Annotated in this window: 15 protein-coding genes; 10 read left to right on the top strand and 5 right to left on the bottom strand. The window is 66.1% G+C overall.

Translation table 11 applies throughout. The features are described from left to right. Positions 1 to 127: 127 nt before the first annotated feature. The gene (locus DESFRDRAFT_RS15420) at positions 128 to 1,240 is read right to left on the bottom strand and encodes an N-acetylneuraminate synthase family protein (protein ID WP_005995450.1); all 1,113 of its coding nucleotides are present in this window, start codon (positions 1,238 to 1,240) and stop codon (positions 128 to 130) included. A gap of 210 nt (positions 1,241 to 1,450) precedes the next feature. Between DESFRDRAFT_RS15420 and DESFRDRAFT_RS15415 the strand changes: the two genes are divergently transcribed. Genes DESFRDRAFT_RS15415 through DESFRDRAFT_RS15400 form a run of 4 tightly spaced genes read left to right on the top strand, consistent with a single transcriptional unit; the run spans position 1,451 to position 5,957 of the window. Further along, positions 1,451 to 2,224, top strand: a complete 774-nt coding sequence (locus tag DESFRDRAFT_RS15415; RefSeq protein ID WP_043794999.1) for an ABC transporter ATP-binding protein — start codon at positions 1,451 to 1,453, stop codon at positions 2,222 to 2,224. A gap of 10 nt (positions 2,225 to 2,234) precedes the next feature. Then, the gene (budA, locus tag DESFRDRAFT_RS15410) at positions 2,235 to 2,996 is read left to right on the top strand and encodes an acetolactate decarboxylase (RefSeq protein WP_005995448.1); all 762 of its coding nucleotides are present in this window, start codon (positions 2,235 to 2,237) and stop codon (positions 2,994 to 2,996) included. After that, complete coding sequence (locus DESFRDRAFT_RS15405; protein WP_005995447.1) at positions 2,997 to 3,929, top strand: hypothetical protein; 933 nt, start codon at positions 2,997 to 2,999, stop codon at positions 3,927 to 3,929. Positions 3,930 to 3,941: 12 nt separating this feature from the next. Continuing rightward, the gene (locus DESFRDRAFT_RS15400; RefSeq protein WP_005995446.1) at positions 3,942 to 5,957 is read left to right on the top strand and encodes an O-antigen ligase family protein; all 2,016 of its coding nucleotides are present in this window, start codon (positions 3,942 to 3,944) and stop codon (positions 5,955 to 5,957) included. On the opposite strand, the gene DESFRDRAFT_RS15395 is transcribed toward DESFRDRAFT_RS15400, so the two are convergent. Continuing rightward, positions 5,951 to 6,409: a hypothetical protein gene (locus tag DESFRDRAFT_RS15395; protein WP_005995444.1), complete on the bottom strand. Its 459-nt coding sequence runs from the start codon at positions 6,407 to 6,409 to the stop codon at positions 5,951 to 5,953. The two genes, DESFRDRAFT_RS15400 and DESFRDRAFT_RS15395, sit on opposite strands and share 7 nt — an antisense overlap. A 286-nt stretch (positions 6,410 to 6,695) precedes the next feature. Here DESFRDRAFT_RS15395 and DESFRDRAFT_RS15390 point away from each other — a divergent pair, with 286 nt between their 5' ends. The 4 genes from DESFRDRAFT_RS15390 to DESFRDRAFT_RS15375 all read left to right on the top strand — a co-directional run bounded on the left by DESFRDRAFT_RS15390 (position 6,696) and on the right by DESFRDRAFT_RS15375 (position 11,639). Further along, the gene (locus DESFRDRAFT_RS15390; protein WP_233489626.1) at positions 6,696 to 7,607 is read left to right on the top strand and encodes a polysaccharide deacetylase family protein; all 912 of its coding nucleotides are present in this window, start codon (positions 6,696 to 6,698) and stop codon (positions 7,605 to 7,607) included. Positions 7,608 to 7,621: 14 nt separating this feature from the next. After that, positions 7,622 to 8,788, top strand: a complete 1,167-nt coding sequence (locus tag DESFRDRAFT_RS15385; RefSeq protein ID WP_005995440.1) for a glycosyltransferase — start codon at positions 7,622 to 7,624, stop codon at positions 8,786 to 8,788. A 78-nt stretch (positions 8,789 to 8,866) separates the two neighbouring features. Then, complete coding sequence (locus DESFRDRAFT_RS15380; RefSeq protein WP_005995438.1) at positions 8,867 to 10,360, top strand: sigma-54-dependent Fis family transcriptional regulator; 1,494 nt, start codon at positions 8,867 to 8,869, stop codon at positions 10,358 to 10,360. 7 nt (positions 10,361 to 10,367) lie between these two features. Next, on the top strand, positions 10,368 to 11,639 hold the full coding sequence (locus DESFRDRAFT_RS15375; RefSeq protein ID WP_005995435.1) for a glycosyltransferase family protein: 1,272 nt from the start codon (positions 10,368 to 10,370) through the stop codon (positions 11,637 to 11,639). Positions 11,640 to 11,768: 129 nt separating this feature from the next. Here DESFRDRAFT_RS15375 and DESFRDRAFT_RS15370 read toward each other — a convergent pair whose 3' ends face one another. From DESFRDRAFT_RS15370 to DESFRDRAFT_RS20840, 3 genes are all read right to left on the bottom strand, one after another. Further along, positions 11,769 to 12,380 carry a LysE family translocator gene (locus DESFRDRAFT_RS15370; protein WP_005995433.1) on the bottom strand — a complete coding sequence of 204 codons (612 nt, stop codon included), beginning with the start codon at positions 12,378 to 12,380 and terminating at the stop codon, positions 11,769 to 11,771. A 72-nt stretch (positions 12,381 to 12,452) separates the two neighbouring features. Then, complete coding sequence (locus DESFRDRAFT_RS15365) at positions 12,453 to 12,950, bottom strand: DinB family protein (protein WP_005995432.1); 498 nt, start codon at positions 12,948 to 12,950, stop codon at positions 12,453 to 12,455. Next, positions 12,947 to 14,902, bottom strand: a complete 1,956-nt coding sequence (locus tag DESFRDRAFT_RS20840) for a hybrid sensor histidine kinase/response regulator (protein ID WP_005995431.1) — start codon at positions 14,900 to 14,902, stop codon at positions 12,947 to 12,949. Before DESFRDRAFT_RS20840 ends, DESFRDRAFT_RS15365 begins: the two co-directional genes overlap by 4 nt. A 268-nt stretch (positions 14,903 to 15,170) precedes the next feature. On the opposite strand from DESFRDRAFT_RS20840, the gene DESFRDRAFT_RS15355 reads away from it, so the two are divergent. Then, on the top strand, positions 15,171 to 15,620 hold the full coding sequence (locus tag DESFRDRAFT_RS15355; protein WP_005995430.1) for a VOC family protein: 450 nt from the start codon (positions 15,171 to 15,173) through the stop codon (positions 15,618 to 15,620). 113 nt (positions 15,621 to 15,733) lie between these two features. After that, positions 15,734 to 19,216 (top strand): DNA polymerase III subunit alpha, encoded by a 3,483-nt coding sequence (dnaE, locus tag DESFRDRAFT_RS15350; protein WP_005995429.1) that lies wholly within the window; start codon positions 15,734 to 15,736, stop codon positions 19,214 to 19,216. Positions 19,217 to 19,587: the final 371 nt, after the last annotated feature.

Raw genomic sequence — 19,587 nt, 5'->3', positions numbered from 1 at the left:
GCGTGCGGCCGCGCGGCAAGGGGATTCCAACAAGAAATGCCGGTCAGGCCGGCGCGAAAAAGCGGGTGTCCCTGGGCCGCGCCTGTCCCCATCGCGTGGGGCACGGGGCCTGCGACCCGGAGGGCGCTTAGAATCCGGGCTGGGCGGCCTTGAAGGAGAGGGACTCCCCGGCGGATTCCCGGGCGGCCAGCATGTCCCAGGACACCATGTCGTCCTGGCGTACCGGACAGGTAAGCAGGCAGCCGGCGATGGCGTCGAGCAAAAGCGGCGACAGCCCGGTGCCCGGGCATTTGACGGTCAGGTCCTCGGGGGAGACCACGTGCCCGGCCGGCAGGTCGCGGGAAAAGACCACGGACTTGCGCAGCTTGGCCGCCGCGCTGACCTCGCCGGGAAAGACGCGCTTTCGCGTGACGCGAAGGGCCGCCTCGGCCTCGCGCACCATGGCGGCCATGGTCGCGAATTCCGTGGGCGACAGCGACGCCTGGTGGTCGGTGCCGGGGAGCGTCTTGTCCAGGGTGAAGTGGCGTTCGATGACGGCCGGGGCGAAGGCCGTTGCCGCGACCGTCGGGCCGAGGCCGCGCTCGTGGCCGGAATAGCCCACCGGCAGGCCGTAGCGGCGGCGCAGGGCGTCGATCAGCGGCAGCCCCACCTGCTCGTCGGGGCAGGGGTAGGAGCTGTTGCAGTGCAGGATCACGATGCGGTCATGGTAGCGGCGCAGTTCGGCCACGGCCGCGTCCACCTCGGGCAGGCCGCTCATGCCGGTGGAGAGGATCACGGGCAGGCCCGTTTCCCCGGCCTGGCGCAAAAGCGGCAGGTTGACGAGGTCGGCCGAGGGGATCTTCAGCAGTTCCACGCCGAGATCCAGCAAGAGGGCCAGGCTCGGGGCATCCCAGGCCGAGGCGAAAAAGGTGAGTCCCAGCGATTCGGCCAGGGCCTTGAGTTCGGCGAGCGCCTCGCCGGAAAGCTCCAGCGCGGCCCGGTGGCGGCCGTAGGTCGGGCCGAAGCTGTTCTTGCCGCCATAGGGCGCGTCCAGGCCGGTCTTGGTGAAAAGGGCCGCCATGTCGCGTTTCTGGAATTTGACGGCGCTGGCGCCGCTTACGGCCGCGGCGCGGACCATCTCCCGGGCCGTTTCCAGGCTGCCCTGGTGGTTGTTGCCGATTTCGGCCACCAGGAAGGCGGGACAGCCCGAGCCGATCAGGTGGCCGGAACGGAGGCGGATGAGTGGAGCGGCGGTGGGCATGAAGCGTTTGTCTCCCAAGCGGCGGCGAACGCGCCGCGCTTTGTCATGCTAGCCTCGAAACGGGGCCAGCACAAGCCGGGGCTGTGAAACGGCGGAAATTGCCGGCCGGCAATGAATTTTGCAATCCCCGTGCCGCGCCGGAGGTCCTTGCCTTTGGCCGCGTTTGCGTTCAAGATGCTTCGATTTCACGAAACGGACGCCCAAAACGTCATGACGAAACCTTTCATCGAAATACGCGGTCTCAAAAAGGCCTTCTCCGGACAACCCGTGCTGCGCGGCGTGGACATGACCGTGCCCGAAGGGGAGGTCACGGCCGTCATCGGCAAGTCGGGCGAAGGCAAGAGCGTGCTTCTCAAGCACATTATCGGCCTGCTTGCTCCGGACAGCGGCGACATCCTTTTTGACGGCGCGCCCCTGGCCGCGGCCAGCCATGCCGAGCAGCGGGAATTTCGCCGCAAGTGCAGCTACATGTTCCAGAACATGGCGCTGTTCGATTCCATGACCGTCTATGACAACATCGCCCTGCCGCTACGGGAAACCGCCCGGCTGTCCGAAACGGAAACCGGAAACCGGGTGCGGGCCATGGCCGAGCGGTTGGAACTCGGCGGCATCCTCGGCAAGTATCCGTCCCAGATTTCCGGCGGCATGCAAAAACGCGTCGCCCTGGCCCGGGCGCTGGTTACCGAGCCCCGGCTGATCCTCTTCGACGAACCGACCACCGGCCTCGATCCCATCCGCAAGGCCTCGGTCCTGGCGCTCATCGACCAGTCCCGGCGGCAGTTCGGCTTTACGGCCATCCTGGTCAGCCACGACATTCCCGACGTGTTCGACGTGTCCGGCCACGTGGCCATGCTCGACGAGGGCCGCATCGTCTGGGAAGGGGCTCCCCAGGCCATCACCGCCTGCGAGGACCCGGTGGTGCGGCGGTTTCTGGCCGGCGAGCCGGAACCGGTCGCGGCGGAGCGGATCGCCCAGGCCGACTGACGGGGGCTTTATGCGAAACCGTGCGCACTGTCGGCGCGTGGCGTTTTTTGCCGCCGCCCTCTGGCTTGTCCTTTCGATCCCGGCCCTGGCCGCCACCCTTTATCAGGTCGGCGCCATCGCCTCCCTGGCCGCCGGGGACTACGAGGGCCGGGAAACCTTTGCCGGCCTGGCCCGCCACGGCGACTTCGGACTCGGCACCTTCGAGAACCTCGACGGCGAGATGGTGGCCGTGGACGGCGGGTTTTACCAGGTGCGAAGCGACGGCGCGGTCCGGCCCGTCGCCCCCGGCCGCAAGACGCCCTTTGCCCAGGTGGCCTTTTTCCGGGGCGCGCTCGATTGCGGCCGGCTGGACGGCCTGGATCTCAAGGCGATAACCGCCGCCCTGACCAAGCGGCTGCCCGACCCGGCCCGCCTGTACGTCGTCCGGGCGGACGGGCTTTTCGAAGCGGTCACCACCAGAAGCGTGCCGGCCCAGGCCAAGCCCTGGCCGCCCCTGGCCACGGCCATCAAGGCGCAGGCCAGCTTTCCCATGGAAAACGTCCAGGGCACCCTTGTCGGCGTCTACACGCCGCCGGGCATGCGGGCGCTTTCGCCCACGGGCTGGCATTTTCATTTCCTGACCGCCGACCGGCGGCACGGCGGCCATGTGCTGGCGGCCCGGGCCACGGCCGTCAAGGCGCGCGGCGACCGCATCGACGCCATGACCGTCCTTTTCCCGGAACATCCCGCTCCCTGTCCCGACGCCCCCCGGCCTGAGGCCGGAGCCGAATAGATGGACTGGGATTTCTTCGCCTTTTTCATGCCCGGCGAACGCCGTCCGGCCCCGGCCGCCCGCGATGCCGGAATTCTGGCCGCAAGGTCCCTGGCCGGGGAGTACCTGTCCCGGGCCCGGGCGCGCCTGGACGGCCTCGCCGCGCTCCTTGAAACCGACGACCGGCGCGACGCCGCCCTCGTGGCCGCGCTTTTGGCCGAGGACCTGGACGCGGCCGGGGATGTCCTGGCCCAGGACGCCGTGATGCGCCTTGCCGAAGTCCGGGCCATGCTCGGGCCGCTGCCGCCCGCCGCCGATCTGGCCGCCTTCGCCGCCAAGGCCCGGGCGCGGCTTGCGGCCCTGGAAAAGGCGTTGGCCAACCGCATCGCCGGTCCCTGGCGCACGGACGCCGACCGTTTTACCGCCCGGGCCGCGCGCCGGGTCAGGCTGGCCCTGGTCGTCCTGGTCCTCGTCGTGGCCGGGGCGATTGTATTCGGCGACGCCGTGGCCAAAAAACGCCGCGCCTTTGTCGCCGCCGTCACCCTGGAGCGCCAGCGCGCCGAGGCGACCGCCGCCCTGGCCGGACTGGCGGATATGGCCGCCCGGGCCAAGGCCGCCGCGGGCAAGCCGCTTTGGGAGATCACGGGACGCAACTGTTCCCGCTGCGGCTGCCAGGGCCGCGACCTGCGCATTGTCCCGGACGGCGACAAGTGCGTGCGCCAGTGGCGCGAGGCGCTTGCCCGCATCGGCCATGCCGCCGGGGCCTCGGACAAGGAACTGGCGCGGTATGCGCGCGATCCCTGGGGCGCGCCCTATCTGCTCAACGAAAACGAAGGCGAAAGCCCGGATTTCCCCTGCCTGCCCGATACCTTCGCCACGGCCGGGCAAAAGGGGTTTGCCGGCGATGGCGACGACATCGAGGCGGCCGTCCCCAACGCCTTCTGCCCGAAGTAGGGGGGCCGGCGCATGGACGCTTCTTCCCCCGTTGCCGCCGCCCAGGGCGCATCCCCCTTTTCCCGGGCCGTTACCGGGGCCGGATTTTTCGCCGGCCTGCTGCTCGTGGCCCCGCACGCCCTGCTGACCTCGATGGCGCTCGCCCGGGCCGGCTGGCCGGCGGCGGAGCTGGTCGCCTTTTTCTGGCTGTGGGGCCTGGCCATGGCCGTCTCCCGGCGCGGCTTGTCCTTGGGGCTGACCTTGCTCGGTTTTTCCCCGTTTCTTTTCGGCGCCCAGTCCTACGTCTATCCGGGCGTGGCTTTCGGCCTGCTGGCGGACGTGGCCGCGTTGGCCTTTTGCTGGCGAAACGCCGGCGGGAAAGCCGCTTCCGGCGAGAGTACAGGCCCCACGGGCGCGCTGTTGGCCGCCTTGGCCGCCCTGGCCCTCGGCTCCACGCTGCTGTTGCCCTGGGCCAGGTTTTGGCAGGAGCTATCCCTTTTCGGGCCGGGCGGCTTTTTCGCGGCCATGGCCTTTTCCCCGGCCGACGCGCCGGGCTACGCCCTGGCCGGGGCCTGGCGGCTGGCCATTTTCGCCGTGCTGGCTTTCGGGCTGGCCCGTCTCGATTTTCCGGACCGTTTCGGCTGCCTGATCCGGGGGCTGGTGGGCGGGCTTCTTACCGCCATCGTCTTCGGCCTCTACGAGCATTTCCAGGGCGACCATTATCTGCTGCACTACCGGTTTACGTCGCTTTTCGCCAACCCGGGCTGGTTTGCCGAGTACGCCGCCGTGGCCGCGCCCTATCTGCTGACCCTCCTTGCCGGCGCAAACCTTCGGCGGCGCGCGCTCGCCGCCCTGGGGCTGGCCCTTTGCGGCGCGGCAATGGTCCTGACACTCGCCCGGGCCGGTTGGATCGCCGGCAGCCTGACCTTTTTCGCGGCCGGCTGGCTCTATTTTCGCGAAAACCGCTTTGTCCGTTTCCGCCGGCCCTACGGTCATCTGCCGACCTTGGCCGTGGCCGGGGCGCTGGTGGTGGGGATTGCCTTTTGGGGCGCGGGAAGGGAGCTTTCGGCCATAAGCCGGCCCATAAACGCGCTGTTGGCCAAGCGGGTGGACAATTTCACCGATTCGCCGCGCCCGACGCTCTTTCGCTCCGGGCTTTTGATCGCGGCCGAGCGGCCGGTTTTCGGCATGGGCTTTACGAGCTACGCCCGGCATTATCCGGTGCTTTTGGCCACGCCCGGGGCCTGGCTCAACCGCTACGGCGACCCCAGGGCCGAGGTGTTCGAGACGCCGCACAGCATGTACGTGCAGCTTGCGGCCGGGCTCGGCGCGGCCGGACTTCTCGTCTGGCTGGCCATGGTCGGCCGGGCGGGCTGGGTGCTTTGGCGACGGGCCCGCGACTATGCCAGCCTGCCGGACGCGGCGTTGCTCCTTTCCCTGGCCGCCTTCCACGTCTACGCTTTTTTCCAGGAGATGTTTTACGTGCCCGCGGTCCTGTTCCTGCTTTTCATCCCCCTGGCCCGGGCCATGGCGCTTGAGGCCGGGGCGGCGCGCGAGGGAAGGGCGAGGGGAACGGGCTGGGTCCGGGCGGCGGCGGGTGGCGTGGCCCTGTGCGGCATCCTGGCCTACGGCCTCGATATCGGGCTTGGCGGCACGGCGGCGCGTCTGGGGCTTTACGACTGGATGCCGCCAGGAGAAAAGGTCGTTTTCGAGGGATTTTATCCGCCCGAGCAGGGCCAGGGGCGGACGTTTCGCTGGAGCGCCGGGGATGCGGCGCTGCTCGTGCCGCCGGGGACCGGCAGCCTCACGCTGTCGCTTGCCGCCGCGTCACCGACCGAGGCGACGTTTTTTTCGCCGGCCGGACTGTGGGCCAGGGTCGGCCTCGACGGCGGGCCCGTGACGGTGACCTTGCCCGTGCCGGAAACGGGCGACGGCCGCGCCGTGCCGCTTTATCTTCTCACCACCCGGGCTTTTGTGCCCCAGGCCGCCACGGGCGCGGCCGATCCCAGGCGTCTCGGCGTGGCGGTCGGCGTTGTCGGCCGTCACTGATTTTCGGTATTGCGCTCGAACACCCGCATCTCGTTGACCACCTGGGTGCCGAGGGATCGCACCTGCTCGTTTTCCTGATTTTCCACCAGATCGGCCAGGAGCTTGATGTCCTGGGGAATGCCGGCCAGGATCACCTTGCGCACGTCGTCGAGGCGGGCCGTGACGTAGGCCCGGTCGCGCTTGGCCGCCATATGCTCGAGCACGTCGGCCAGATTCAGGATCACGTAGGCCTTTTCGGCGTAGATGGCGGAAACGGCGGTCAGGTGGGACAGGATATTCTTCTCGCCGGCTTTGGAAGCCTTGAAGTAGAGGTCGGCGGCCTTGGTGGCGTATTCGTTGAAGTGCTCGTAGGAGGCGCGAAAGTGTTTGGACGCGCCGAGGACCGGGGGCGCGGCGGCCAGGAGCATGGCCAGGCAACATAGGGCGCAGGAAGATGACAATTGTGTACGCATGCGGACTCCGTTGACAAAGGGACCGCCGGCGGACGTGCTCCAGGCGGCAAGCGCCACATACCAGTTTTTGCCCGGGCGTCAAAGCGCCGGGAGGCTGGGGGGCGCGGGCGCGGCCGGCGGGCGCATTGACTTTTGGGCTTTTTGGGTTAGGTATGCCCGACTTCACCGTTTTGCGGCTTTCCCACCGCTTGGACCTGCCATGAAACATAGTGCCTTGCCACGCGTTATCTGTCTGTTCTTCCTAGCTTTGTTGCTATCGCTACCGCCTGCCCAGGCCCGGGCGGGCATGGTTTCGATCGTCTTCGACGACGGTCTTGAAAGCGTCTATCAGTACGCCTTTCCGATCCTCGAAAAGCTCGGCCTGCCGGCCACCGTCGGCATCATCGCCAGCCGGGTGGACCGGGGCGATCCCGATTTCATGACCGTGGCCCAGATTCGCGATCTGGCCAAGGCCGGCTGGGAAGTGGCTTCCCACAGCCTGACCCACAAGCGGCCCATCGACATCCCCAAGTTTTACGCCCAGGAGAACTGCCTGCTGTTAAAGCCCGTTCGTGGCCAGCGCGCCGTGTACGAGGCCAAGTACAGGTACGAGGAACTGGCTGGCCTTATCGAAAACGGGCGGCTGCTGCGGGAGCGCTCGAGCGATGCGCTCGTGCGCTATGAGCCGGGCAGCTATTACTTCGACGAGCTCATCGGCGAGGTCATCGTCCACCCCTTCGAGCCGGAAGACGCTGTGAAGCAGCGGATTCGGGCCATCTCCTACGAAAGGGAGATGGACCAGTCCAAGGCCGTGCTTGCCGGCATGGGCTTTGCCGTTACGACCTACATCACGCCGCACAATTACTGGACCCCGGAGATGAGCGCCCTCTCCAAGAAGTTCTATTCCCAGACGGCCGGGGGTGGGGACGACTGCAACCGCAAGGGTTCGACCGACCGCTACTGGCTCAAGCGCTATACCGTGCATTCCGACGACACGGCCCAGGACATCATCAGGATCGTCAAGGAACACGCCATCCGCGAGGATGCCTGGGTCGTCTTCTGCATGCACGGCATCGGTTCGAATCTGGGCTGGGAGCCCTGGGACGCGGCCAAGCTGGCCGAGTTGGCGGAATTTCTCAAAAAACAGGCCGTGCCCGTGGTCACCATCGATCAAGGCGTCAAGCTTTGGTTCGCGGGCAAGGGTACCCCCCGCATATAAAAAAGGACGCGCCGTTGAAACGCCCCCTGCGCATTCTGGTCGCCGGTTTCGCCGTCGGATTCCCCCTTGGCGGCCAGTTGTGGATGATGCTGCATTTCCTTTCCGGTCTGCGCCGCCTCGGCCACGAGGTGGTTTTCCTCGAAGACACGTCCAACTGGGCCTACCCCTTCGATCCGGTGCTCGGCTATCCGGTGTGCGAGTCCGTGCGCGGCCGGGCCACCGTGGAGCGGATGTTCGGCCGGGCTGGTCTGGCCGGCTGCTGGGCCTATGTCAGCGAGATCGAGGACAAGCTCTACGGCATGGACCGGGCCACCCTGGACCGGCATTTGCGCGAAGCCGACTTTTTCCTCAACATCTCGGGCATCGCACCCTTCAAGGAAGAGTACTTCCAGGCCCCGGTCAAGGCCGTCATCGACACCGACCCGGTCTTCACCCAGGTCAAGGTGGAGCGTGACCCTTGGACCCGCGACTACTATGCCGCCCACGACGTCTGCTTCACCTACGGCTACAACCTGCCCACCGGCCGGACGGAAGTGCCGCTTTCGGGCGTGGACTGGAAGCCGCTCCTGCCGCCGGTGATCCTCGACGACTGGCCGGTGGGGGAGGGGGCTGGCGACAGCTACACCACCATCGGCACCTGGGAGGCCAAGGACCGGGACGTGGAGATCGCCGGGCGCAAGCTCTCCTGGCGCAAGAACGTGAAATACGAGGCCATCCTCGATTTGCCGACCACGCTGCGCGACATTCCGCTCGGCATGGCCATGGGCGGTATGTGCGACGACGCCTGGCGCTATGCCAACGCCGGCTGGATCGTGCGCGACGCCCTGGACGTCTCGCGCGATCCCGATATCTACCGCGACTACATCCGGAACTCGCGAGGCGAATTCACCATCGCCAAGGACCAGAACGTGGTGCTCAAAAGCGGCTGGTTTTCCGACCGCACGGCCACGTATCTGGCGGCAGGGCGGCCGGCGGTGGTGGAGGACACGGGCTTTGGCGACTATCTGCCGGTCGGGGAGGGGCTTTTCCCGTTCGAAGGGCCGGATGCCGCCGCCGAGGCGCTTCGGACGGTCGAGGCCGACCCGGTCCGGGCGGGCAGGGCGGCCCGGGAAATCGCCGGCGACTATTTCGACAGCGACAAGGTCCTCACCGGGCTTTTGCAGGAATGCGGGCTGGCCTGAGCCCGGCTTTGCGACGATTGGGGGGAATTGTTCCCGAATTGATTGAAAACCGTTTGACTTCGGGCTAATAGGTCGCCGATGGCGGAAAAGACGATACTTTTTGTCGCCCCGGCCCAGGCGGTGACCCAATTTTTCCCGTTTTTCAAGGAAGCGGGCATTGCCGCAGGCATCGCCGATTCCCTGGCCGCCGCTCTGGCTTCCATTCGCAAGCAACCGCCCGGCCTGATTTTTTCCCAAGCCAAGATAGGCGTCTACACCGCCGAGGCCCTGCTTGCCGCGGGCCAGAAGGAGGACGCCTTTCCGCCGGTCATCGTCTTCACCGACCGGGGGACCGCCGCCGAAGCCGCGCGCTGCCTGGAGCTCGGGGCCAGGGATTACTGGCTCGAGCCGCTGACCTGGGAAAAAATCCAGGCCGTCATGCCGGGCCGAAGCGCGCCGGAACCCGCCCCCGTCGAACCGGCGGCGACCCGCCATGCCTCCGCGTCCCAGCCGTCCGGCAAGGGCTTTGCCATCATCGGCGAACACCCGGCCATCCGCCGCGTCCTGGCCCTGGCCCGGCAGGTGGCCCGGTCCAAGGCCACGGTGCTCATCTCCGGCGAATCCGGCACCGGCAAGGAGATGTTCGCCCGCTACCTGCACGCCTCCTCCGACCGGGCCGAGGGGCCTTTCATCGCCATCAACTGCGCCGCGCTGCCCGAGCATCTGCTCGAATCCGAGCTGTTCGGCCACGAAAAAGGCGCCTTTACCGGTGCCATCGCCCGCAAGCTCGGCAAATTCGAGCTGGCCTCGGGCGGCTCGCTGCTCCTCGACGAAATTTCCGAAATGGACCTGGGGCTGCAAGCCAAGCTCCTGCGCGTGCTCCAGGAAAGCGAGTTCGACCGCGTCGGCGGCACCGAGACGGTGCATGTGGACGTGCGTGTTCTGGCCACCACCAACCGGCGCATGGAAGACGCCGTGGCCGAAGGGAAGTTTCGCCAGGACCTCTATTATCGCCTGAACGTCATTCCGCTGAAGCTTCCGCCCCTGCGCGAACGCGGCCAGGACGTGCCCAGGCTGGCCGCCTATTTCGTGGACAAGTTCCGCAAGTCCTACGACCTGCCGCCCTTGGCCTTCTCCGCCGACGCCAAGGAATGGCTGCTCGCCTATGACTGGCCGGGCAACGTGCGCGAGCTGCAAAATCTCATGGAGCGGGCCGTGCTGTTGGCCGGTGCGGGCCCCATCCGCAAGTCCCATTTCCTGATCGACGGCGAAGGCTGGCAGGAAGAGGCCGGCGACGACTTCGAGGAAGCGCCCGCAAGCGCCGCCGAAAGCGCCCCCGCCGCGCCGGAAGGCGAGGAAGCGGCCGCCGGGGCCGACGGATTCGTCGAAGCGGCCCGCCTTTTCGAACAGACCCCGGCCGCCGGCGCGGGCGAGGTAATGCCCCTCGATGTCATGGAACGCCACATGATCATCAAAAGCCTGGACCGCACCGAGGGCAACCGTACCCAGGCCGCCCAACTGCTCGGCATCTCCGTGCGCACTTTGCGCAACAAGTTGAACGAATACCGCAAGCTCGGCATCGAAGTCCCCTGACGTCCCGATGGCTTCCCCCACCACCTACAACATCCTGATGTATTCCCACGACACCTACGGTCTGGGGCATCTGCGGCGAACCATGGCCATCGCCGAGCACCTGCGCCAGCGCGGGGTCAACATCCTGATCCTCACCGGTTCGCCCCTGGCCGGCCGCTACGAGACGCCCGAAGGCGTGGACTTCGTGCGCATCCCGGGCATGATCAAAAAGACCAACGAGGAATACCTGCCTCTTTCGATCAAGATCAACGCCCGCCATGCCTTAAACATCCGGCGCAACATCATCGTGGCCACGGCCAAGGCCTTTCAGCCCCATCTTTTCATCGTGGACAAGGCCCCCATGGGGCTGCGGCGCGAGGTGATGCCGACGCTCAAGTGGCTCAAGCGCTGCATGCCCCGCACGCGCACCATCCTCGGGCTTCGCGACATCATGGACGACGCCGTCTCCACCACCCGGGAGTGGCGCGAGAAGGGCGTCTACGAGGTGCTCGACCAGTATTATTCGGAAATCTGGGTCTACGGGGACCAGGAACTCTACGACCCCATCGCCGAGTACGCCATCCCGGAAAGCATCAGCCGCAAGATGGTCTTTACCGGCTACATCCCGCGCCATGTGCCGACCAGCCAGGCCATGGCCCGCACCCGGCGCGAGGAGCGGCTTTCCAGCCGCGACCGGCTGGTGGTGGTCACGACGGGCGGCGGCGGGGACGGCTTCCCCCTCATGGACGCCTATCTGGCGATGCTCGAAGCCGGCAACGCCCCGGCCCACCGGGTGATCTTCGTGACCGGCCCCTTCATGCCGCGCCCGGAGCGCGAAAACGTGGCCAAGCGGGCCGGGCGGCTGGGAGCCCGGTTCTACCATTTCTACCGCCGCATGGAGACGCTGATCGGCCTGGCCGAAGTGGTCGTGACCATGGGCGGCTACAACACCACCTGCGAGATATTGTGCCAGGGCAAGCCGTCCCTGGTCGTGCCCCGGGAGGTGCCGCGCCTGGAGCAGCGCATCCGGGCCGAGGCCCTAAGCGCCCGCGGACTGCTCGAATACCTGCCCTGGGACAGCCTCTCGCCCGAGACCCTGCGCGAGAAGCTCACCCGGCTTCTGGGCGCGCCGGAGCCCTACAAGGCGGCCATGGCGGTTTTCCCTTTTACCGGCCTGACCGTCATTTCCGAACGCCTGGCCTGTTTTCGCCAAGGCCTGCGCCGCGCGGGCGCAGAGCCGGGGGGAAACCTTTCTTGCAGAAAGGTTCTCCCCCCGGACCCCCTTTCCAAAGACGCTTGACGGTTACAAGGCATCGCCGCCTGTCCAGTTGTAACCGGTAAGAGTTTTTGGGAGGGGAGAGCGCGAGAGGGGAACCCTTTTTGAAAAAAGGGTTCCCCTCTCGCACATCTTCTCTCCCTCTCTCCCGTCCTAATGCGCGAAAAAGACCGCCCAGAGGCCGAAGACGGCGATCAGCCAGCCCGAGACGCGTTTGATCGAGCGCATATGGGCCAGGAGCCGCAGCCGCAGCAGTTTGCCGCCGAAGGCGATGGCCGCCCACCAGATCATGGAGCCGCAGAAGACGCCGGCCACCACGGCCCCGGCTTCGCTGGCGCGGGCGTCCACCTGGCCCAGGCCGAATCCGGCGAAAATGGCCAGAAAGCCGACCACGGTCATGGGGTTGGTCAGCGTCAGCAGGAAGATGGAGGCGAACGCCCCGGCGTAGCGTTTTTTGGGGGGCGTCTCCGCCGCCTGGGGCGTGGTCTTGGACAGGGCCAGGCGCAGGCCCATGCCCACGAGGAACAGCCCGCCCCCGGCCTGGAGCACCCGGGCATGCGTGGCCAGGAAATCCGACACGAAGGTCAGGCCGAAGGCGGCCACCGCGCCGTAAAAGGCGTCCGCCGCCGCCGCGCCCATGCCCGAGAGCAGCCCCACCCGCAGCCCGTTGGTGATGGCCCGGCCCAGGCACAGCATGCCGACCGGGCCGAAGGGCATGGCGATAATTGCCCCGATGGCCATTCCTTTGAGGAAGAAATTAAACATGTCAGGGAGATACCTGCTTTCTCCCTCTGGAGCAAGGCGCGACCGTCACAAGGCGTTGCCAACCGTGTGGCATCACTCCGTAAGCTCCCGCATATAGCCGATCAGGTCGATGTCCGCCGCCTTGATGCCGCAGGCGCCGAGCAGGCCGTGGATTTGTCCCCGGTGGTGTGTCTGGTGGTTGAAGAAGTGGGTCAGGCACAGGGCCAGGGGCGTGGCCATGGCCGTGCCCTCGGTGGTGGTGTAGCGCAGCGTGCTTTCCAGGCGGGCCGGGTCGAGGCCGCGCGCGAAGGCCTCGGCGCGCTCTTCCTCGATGCTCCTTGCGGCGGCCAGATCGGCCAGGTCCGGATAGGGCACGGCGTCGATGGTCGGCACGGGCGCGCCCCCGCCTGTGAAGCGGTTGAGCCACAGCCGGTCGGCCAGCACGAGGTGGTTGGCTATGGCGAGAATGGACCCGAAATTGACCTCGCTTGGCGCGGTGAGCTGTTCGGGGGTGAGTTTCCCCAGCTCGGCGTAAAGCCGGGCGTTGGCCCAACGGTTGTAGCGGGCGAGGGTGGTGAAAATGGTTTTCACGGCTGCGGCTCCTCGGTGGCGGGGGAGGGCCGGCGGTGGCCGGAACCCGCTTCCCGCATCACGCGGGCGATGGTTTCCCTGAGTGTTGCCTTTTCCACGGGCTTGGCGATGTAGCCGTTCATGCCGGCGTCCAGGAAGCGTTGCGCGTCGCCGTCCATGGCGTAGGCCGTCATGGCGATGATGGGCGTGTCCGCCTTGTCGGCGTATGCGTCTCGGTTACGCATTTCCCGCGTTGCCTCCACGCCGTCAAGGGTCGGCATCTGGATGTCCATGAAGACGAGGTCGAAGTTCTCCTTGGCGAACAGGTCCAGGGCCTGCCGCCCGTCCGCGGCAGTCACCACCACATGCCCCATGTGTTCCAGGAGATGCCGGCAGGCGATGGCGCTTATTTGGTCGTCCTCGGCCAGGAGGATCCGCAGTCCGGGCGCGGGGATTTCGACGGGGCGGGGCGCGTCCCGGGTCACGGCCGTTTCCGGCTGCTGCGGGAGTTCCAGCGGCAGGGACAGGGAAACGGTCGTGCCATGGCCTTCCCGGCTTTCGAGCGTGACTTCGCCGTTCATGAGGCGGGTGAGCTTTTTTACGATGGAAAGCCCCAGTCCCACGCCCTGGGTGGGAGGGAGCGTGTCCGGACGGGCCTGGGTGAAGGGTTCGCAGATATGGGCCATGAGCGTTTCCGGGATGCCGATGCCGGTGTCGGCCACGGTGAACAGCAGGCGGATGCGTTGTTCCTCGACCCGTATGGGTTCGATGGTCAGGGAGACCGAGCCTTGGTTGGTGAATTTGATGGCGTTGCCGATGAGGTTGAAGAGAATCTGCCGGATGCGGACCGCATCGCCCAGGAGGTCGTTGGGAATGCCGGAGGCTACGGAAAAGGACAGGGACAGCCCTTTTTTCCGGGCCGAGTAGCTGAAGAGCTCCTCGATGGAGGCGACGAGTTCGCTCAACTTGAAGGGGCCCGGCGTGATCCGGATCTTTCCCGCCTCGATGCGCGAGAGGTCCAGGATATCGTTTAAAAGCTGGGCCAGCCGCCGGGAGGCGCGTATGGCGGCCCCGATAAACCGCTGCTGTTCGGCCGAGGGCGCGGTATCCTCGAGCGCCTGGAGCATACCCAGGATGCCGTTTAGGGGGGTGCGGATCTCGTGGCTCATGTTGGCCAGGAACTCGGTCTTGGCGCTGTTGGCCAGCTCCGCCCGCTGCCGGGATTCGATCAGGTCGGCTTCGATCTGCTTTTGCGCGGTCACGTCCTGGATGGTGCCGAAAATCTTGTTGTCTGTGGAATCGTAGCTGGCGCGCGAGTTGATGTCGATGACGGCGCCGTCTTGCGGACGGCGGATCTTGAACGTGACGTTGTAGGGGATGCGTCGGCCCACGAGGTCCGTCAGGGCCGCGTCGAGCATGGGCCGGTATTGGGGCAGCGGAATGTGCTGCACCTCCCGAAGCGTATAGTGGCGGTTCGGGTCCATGCCGTAGATGCGTCGCGCCCCTTCCGAGGTGGAGAGGGTGCCGTCCGAGAGGGCGACTTCCCAGTTTCCCGTCTCGGCCACGAGTTCGGCGCGTTGCAGCCGTTCTTTGCTCTCTTCCAATTCCTTGGTTTTTTCTTTGAGTTCGAACAGTTTTATCCTGTTTTTTTTCTCCAGCATGCCGACCAGGAAGACCATGGCCGGCATGGTCATGAGAAAAATGGTGATTCGGGAGATGTCGCGAGGCGTGTAGGCGAGAAACTGTCCGGGCTTCGACCAGTAATAAAGGAGAAAGAGAAAGGTGATGCCCACGCTGAGCGCGCCCGCGGCAAAGCCGCCGAGATAGGCGGACAGGACGATGGCCAGGGACAGGAAAAGGACCGGGGTGGGCACGACGAAGCCGCTTGCCGCCAAAAAAGCCAGTACGGCCTCGATACTGATGAGAAGCAAGGGGCCGGCTAGTATTTTTATCCAGGACGTTTTTTTTTGCATGCCGAGCCTGCGGCGTCGAGACGGTCCGTGGTCCCGGAACGGCGGACGGTGTGTGCTGCTGCAACGAAACCGGCTATTTCTAATATCGTAGCGGACAACTTTTCAACGTGTAAAGGGAAAAGGGAAAAGGGGAACGGCTTTTCGCGGTCGCGGCCGCCGTGTTCCGGTCCGACCGGGCGACACGGCTTGCCTCGGAACGCCCCGGGGGCTATCCCTGACCGGCTGCGCGGGGCTTGTCCGCGCGGCCGTTTTACAAGGAGTACCCGTTATGTCCACCCGTTACGTCCACACCAACATCGTTGCCCGCGACTGGCGGGGACTCGCTTCCTTCTACATCCGCCTGTTCGACTGTCGGCCGGTGCCGCCCGAGCGCGACCTGTCCGGCGACTGGCTCGACGCCGCCACCGCGCTCGCCGGGGCGCATATCACCGGTCTCCATCTGCGCCTGCCCGGGCATGGCGACACCGGTCCCACGCTCGAGATATTTTCCTACGACGCCCTGGGCGATCGCCTCGAGGTGAACGCCAATACGCCGGGATTCGCCCATATCGCCTTCCTCGTGGACGATGTGGCGGCCAAGGCCCGCGAGATGCTCGACGCCGGCGGTTCTGCCGTCGGGGAACTGGCTTCGCGCGAGGTGCCGGGCGTGGGCAAGCTCACCTTCCGCTACATGCGCGATCCCGAGGGTAACATGATCGAGATCCAAAGCTGGGGCTAGCCGGCCCGGTTTCAGGAGTCATTTCCAGGCCGTTTCCAGACGCGCGCGGGTGCGCTATACCGCCTTGGGGCGGGGTGTCCCGCGCCCGAAGATTCTTACCCCCAAAAGCGACCATGTCCGATTTCGTCCATCTGCACTGCCATACCGAATACAGCCTCCTCGACGGGGCCATCCGCATCGGCGACCTCGTTAAGACCGCCAAGGGCTTCGGCTGCCCGGCCGCGGCCATCACCGACCACGGCAACCTTCACGGCGCGTTGATGTTCTACGACTACGCCAAGAAGGCGGACCTCAAGCCCATCATCGGCTGCGAGGTCTACGTGGCCAAGGAGGACCGGCGCAAAAAGGACGCCCGCTCCCCCCGCGACGCCGGTTACCACCTTGTGCTTTTGGCCAAGGACATGACCGGCTACCACAACCTGCTCAAGCTCGTTTCAAAAGGCCACCTCGAGGGCTTTCACTACAAGCCCCGCGTGGACAAGGAACTGCTCGGCCAGTACGGCGAGGGGCTTATCGCCCTGTCCGCCTGCCTCAAGGGCGAGATCAACCAGAAGCTTTTGCGGGAGAGCCGGGACGCGGCCGTGGCCACGGCCAGGGAGTACGCGGCCCTGTTTCCGGACCGATTCTACCTGGAGATCCAGGACAACGGCATTCCCGAACAGACCACGGTCAACAATTTCCTCATCGAGCTTTCCGACGACCTCAAGCTGCCGCTTGTCGCCACCAACGACTGCCACTACCTCCACGCCGACGACGCCGAGGCCCACGACATCCTGCTGTGCATCCAGACCGCCGCCTGCGTGGACGACGTCAAGCGCATGCGGTTCACCTCCAACGACCTCTACTATCGTTCCCCCGAGGAGATGGCCGAGGCCTTCAAGGATGTGCCCCAGGCCCTGGCCAACACCTGCGAGATCGCCGACCGCATCGACGTGAAGCTCGATTTCGACGGCTACCATTTTCCGGTCTACAAGGCTCCGCCCGGCAAGTCCCTTGACGACGTCATGAGCGACATGGCCCGGGAGGGCCTCAAAAAGCGCCTGGCCAAGATGCCGGAGGCGGACCCGAAGCAGTACTGGGAGCGCCTGGAGCTTGAACTCGGCGTCATCACGAAAATGGGCTTCCCGGGCTACTTCCTCATCGTCCAGGACTTCATCAACTGGGCCAAGGACCACGACATCCCCGTCGGGCCGGGGCGCGGCTCGGCGGCCGGGTCCCTGGTCGCCTATTCGCTGCGGATCACCAACCTCGATCCAATGCCCTACGACCTCTTCTTCGAGCGCTTCCTCAATATCGAGCGCGTGAGCATGCCCGATATCGACGTGGACTTCTGCGAACGCCGCCGCCACGAGGTGATCCGCTACGTCACCGAGCATTACGGCGCGGACGCCGTGGCCCAGATCACCACCTTCGGCACCATGAAGGCCAAGGGCGTGGTGCGCGACGTGGGCCGGGCCCTCGGCATGACCTTCGGCGAGACCGACCGCATCGCCAAGCTCATTCCCGAAGACCTCAAGATGACCATCGACAAGGCGCTGGAACTCGAGCCGGAACTCAAGACCCTTGTCCGCACCGATCCGCGCATTGCCCACCTCATCGATATTTCCCGCCGCCTGGAAGGCCTGGCCCGCCACGCCTCCACCCATGCCGCCGGCGTGGTCGTGTCCGACAAGGCCATGACCGAGTACGTGCCGCTCTATAAGGGAAAAAACAATGAAACCGTGACCCAGTGGGACATGAAGCGCGTGGAGAAGTCCGGACTGGTCAAGTTCGACTTCCTGGGGCTCAAAACCATCACGGTCATCGACGACGCGCTGAAAATCATCCGCGAGATGGGGGAGGAGCCGCCCGACTTCGAAACCCTGCCCATGACCGACCCGGCCACCTACGAACTCTTCGCCCGGGGCGACACCGACGGCATCTTCCAGGTGGAAAGCCAGGGCATGCGCAAATACCTGCGCATGCTCAAACCCAACTGCTTTGAAGACCTGATCGCCATGCTCGCCCTGTACCGCCCGGGACCGCTCGGGTCCGGCATGGTCGAGCTGTTCATCCGCCGCAAGCACGGCCTCGACCCGGTCGAGTATCCGCATCCGCTCCTGGAGGAGACGCTGAGGTCCACCTACGGCGTCATCGTCTACCAGGAACAGGTCATGAAGATCGCCCAGGTGCTGGCCAACTATTCGCTTGGCGGCGGCGACCTGCTGCGGCGCGCCATGGGCAAGAAAAACGCCGAGGAAATGTCCCGGCAGCGCGGCATCTTCGTGGAGGGCTGCGCCCAAAACAAGATCGACGCCAAGAAAGCCAACGAAATCTTCGACTTGATGGAGAAGTTCGCGGAGTACGGCTTCAACAAGTCCCACAGCGCCGCCTACGCCCAGATTTCCTACCAGACCGCCTACTTGAAGGCCCATTACCCCGTGGCCTTCATGGCGGCCCTGATGACCTCGGACATGGAAAATCAGGACAAGCTCCTGCAATATATCGCCGCCTGCCGCGCGGGCGACATCGAGCTGTGTCCCCCGGACGTCAACGCCGGCCTGCCGCACTTTTCCGTCAAGGACAACAAGATCCTCTACGGCCTGGCCGCCGTCAAAAACATCGGCCGCGACGCGGTGCTCGAAATCGCGGCCGAGCGCGAAAAGGACGGCCCCTTCAGCTCGCTGCTCGACCTCACCAGCCGCGTGAACATGCGCAAGGTCACCAAGCGCGTCATCGAGTACCTCATCAAATGCGGGGCCTGCGACGGCTTCGGCTGCACCCGGGCCGGGCTTTTCGCCGGCCTCGACCAGGCGGCGGCCGTGGGCCAGCGGCGGGCGGCCGAAAAGAGCGAAGGCCGGCTGTCGCTCATGGAGCTCGTGCCCGACAAGCCCAAGCCCACTGTGGGCCTGGGCCTTTCCTGCCCCGAGGCCGAGCTGCCCGAATGGCTCCACGAGGAGATGATGGCCTACGAGAAGGAAGCCCTCGGCTTCTACCTCACCAGCCATCCGCTCCTGGCCTACGAGCGCGACCTGCGCTCCATGCGCGTCACCACCCTGTCCCAGTGCGCCGGCCTCGAACCCGGCGTCGAGGTCAAGGTCCCCTGCATCTGCGTGACCACCAAGGAAATCATCACCAAGAAAGGCCAGAAAATGGCCTTCTGCAAGCTTGAGGATCATCTCGGCGGCGAGGCCGAGGTCGTCGTCTTCTCCGATTGCTACGCCCTTTGCCGCGAAAACCTGGCCGCCGACGCGCCGCTTTTCATCACGGCCAAGATCGGTCAGACCGAACAGACCGAAGGCGAAGCCAAGCCGCTCATCAAGTTGCAGGCCGTGCGCATCGATCCCCTGTCCAAGATCATCGGCGGCAGCGACGAGCCCGTGGAAATTTTTGTGGCCTGTCCCGAGGAAAAGCCCGTGCCCCTGGACCCTCTCGGCGACATCCTGCGCCGCTACCCCGGCCAGTGCTCCGTGCATCTCGTGCTGAGCCTGCCCAAAGCCGTCTGCCGGCTGCGCCTGGGGCCGGGCTATGGCGTCCGGCGCTGCCCGGAACTGCGCCGCGAACTGGACGATTTCGAGCACGGCATGGTGCCGGCCCGGCCGGCTGCCGTGCGGTAGCGCGCGGCAAGGGAGACGGCAGGGAAGGCGGCAGGGGAGAGGACCGGGCTCTGCCCGGACCCGCCGGGAGGCGAGCGCGCCCCCCGGACCCCCCGTCCGGTATGCTCTGGCGGGCGGAGGTGGGCTGGCCGGCCGGAGGCCGGAGAGTGGAAGATGGCGGCGGAATTTGCCGGGACGCTGCCGCCGCTTGCGCGGCAGGCTCGTCCCGGCAAATTCCGCCGCCACCACGCCGTCGCCCCTGCGGGGCGAAAGGGGTGGAGGAAGAGCTTTCCAGAGCCTTTTGAAGTGTTGGTCACCCCCCTTTAAAATTTTTCGGGGGGTGGGGGCCTGGGGNGCGTCGTACGTACGTACCGTACCGTACCGTACCGTCC

Source organism: Solidesulfovibrio fructosivorans JJ] (assembly GCF_000179555.1).
In the GTDB taxonomy this organism is placed as follows: domain Bacteria; phylum Desulfobacterota; class Desulfovibrionia; order Desulfovibrionales; family Desulfovibrionaceae; genus Solidesulfovibrio; species Solidesulfovibrio fructosivorans.
This window is presented reverse-complemented; position numbering and strand designations above follow the sequence as displayed.

Bases quoted from the DNA above. Each gene is read 5' to 3' on its own strand.
- DESFRDRAFT_RS15420 (WP_005995450.1), bottom strand. From the start codon at position 1,240: ATGCCCACCGCCGCTCCACTCATCCGCCTCCGTTCCGGCCACCTGATC.
- DESFRDRAFT_RS15415 (WP_043794999.1), top strand. From the start codon at position 1,451: ATGACGAAACCTTTCATCGAAATACGCGGTCTCAAAAAGGCCTTCTCC.
- budA (WP_005995448.1), top strand. From the start codon at position 2,235: ATGCGAAACCGTGCGCACTGTCGGCGCGTGGCGTTTTTTGCCGCCGCC.
- DESFRDRAFT_RS15405 (WP_005995447.1), top strand. From the start codon at position 2,997: ATGGACTGGGATTTCTTCGCCTTTTTCATGCCCGGCGAACGCCGTCCG.
- DESFRDRAFT_RS15400 (WP_005995446.1), top strand. From the start codon at position 3,942: ATGGACGCTTCTTCCCCCGTTGCCGCCGCCCAGGGCGCATCCCCCTTT.
- DESFRDRAFT_RS15395 (WP_005995444.1), bottom strand. From the start codon at position 6,409: ATGCGTACACAATTGTCATCTTCCTGCGCCCTATGTTGCCTGGCCATG.
- DESFRDRAFT_RS15390 (WP_233489626.1), top strand. From the start codon at position 6,696: ATGGTTTCGATCGTCTTCGACGACGGTCTTGAAAGCGTCTATCAGTAC.
- DESFRDRAFT_RS15380 (WP_005995438.1), top strand. From the start codon at position 8,867: ATGGCGGAAAAGACGATACTTTTTGTCGCCCCGGCCCAGGCGGTGACC.
- DESFRDRAFT_RS15375 (WP_005995435.1), top strand. From the start codon at position 10,368: ATGGCTTCCCCCACCACCTACAACATCCTGATGTATTCCCACGACACC.
- DESFRDRAFT_RS15370 (WP_005995433.1), bottom strand. From the start codon at position 12,380: ATGTTTAATTTCTTCCTCAAAGGAATGGCCATCGGGGCAATTATCGCC.
- DESFRDRAFT_RS20840 (WP_005995431.1), bottom strand. From the start codon at position 14,902: ATGCAAAAAAAAACGTCCTGGATAAAAATACTAGCCGGCCCCTTGCTT.
- DESFRDRAFT_RS15355 (WP_005995430.1), top strand. From the start codon at position 15,171: ATGTCCACCCGTTACGTCCACACCAACATCGTTGCCCGCGACTGGCGG.
- dnaE (WP_005995429.1), top strand. From the start codon at position 15,734: ATGTCCGATTTCGTCCATCTGCACTGCCATACCGAATACAGCCTCCTC.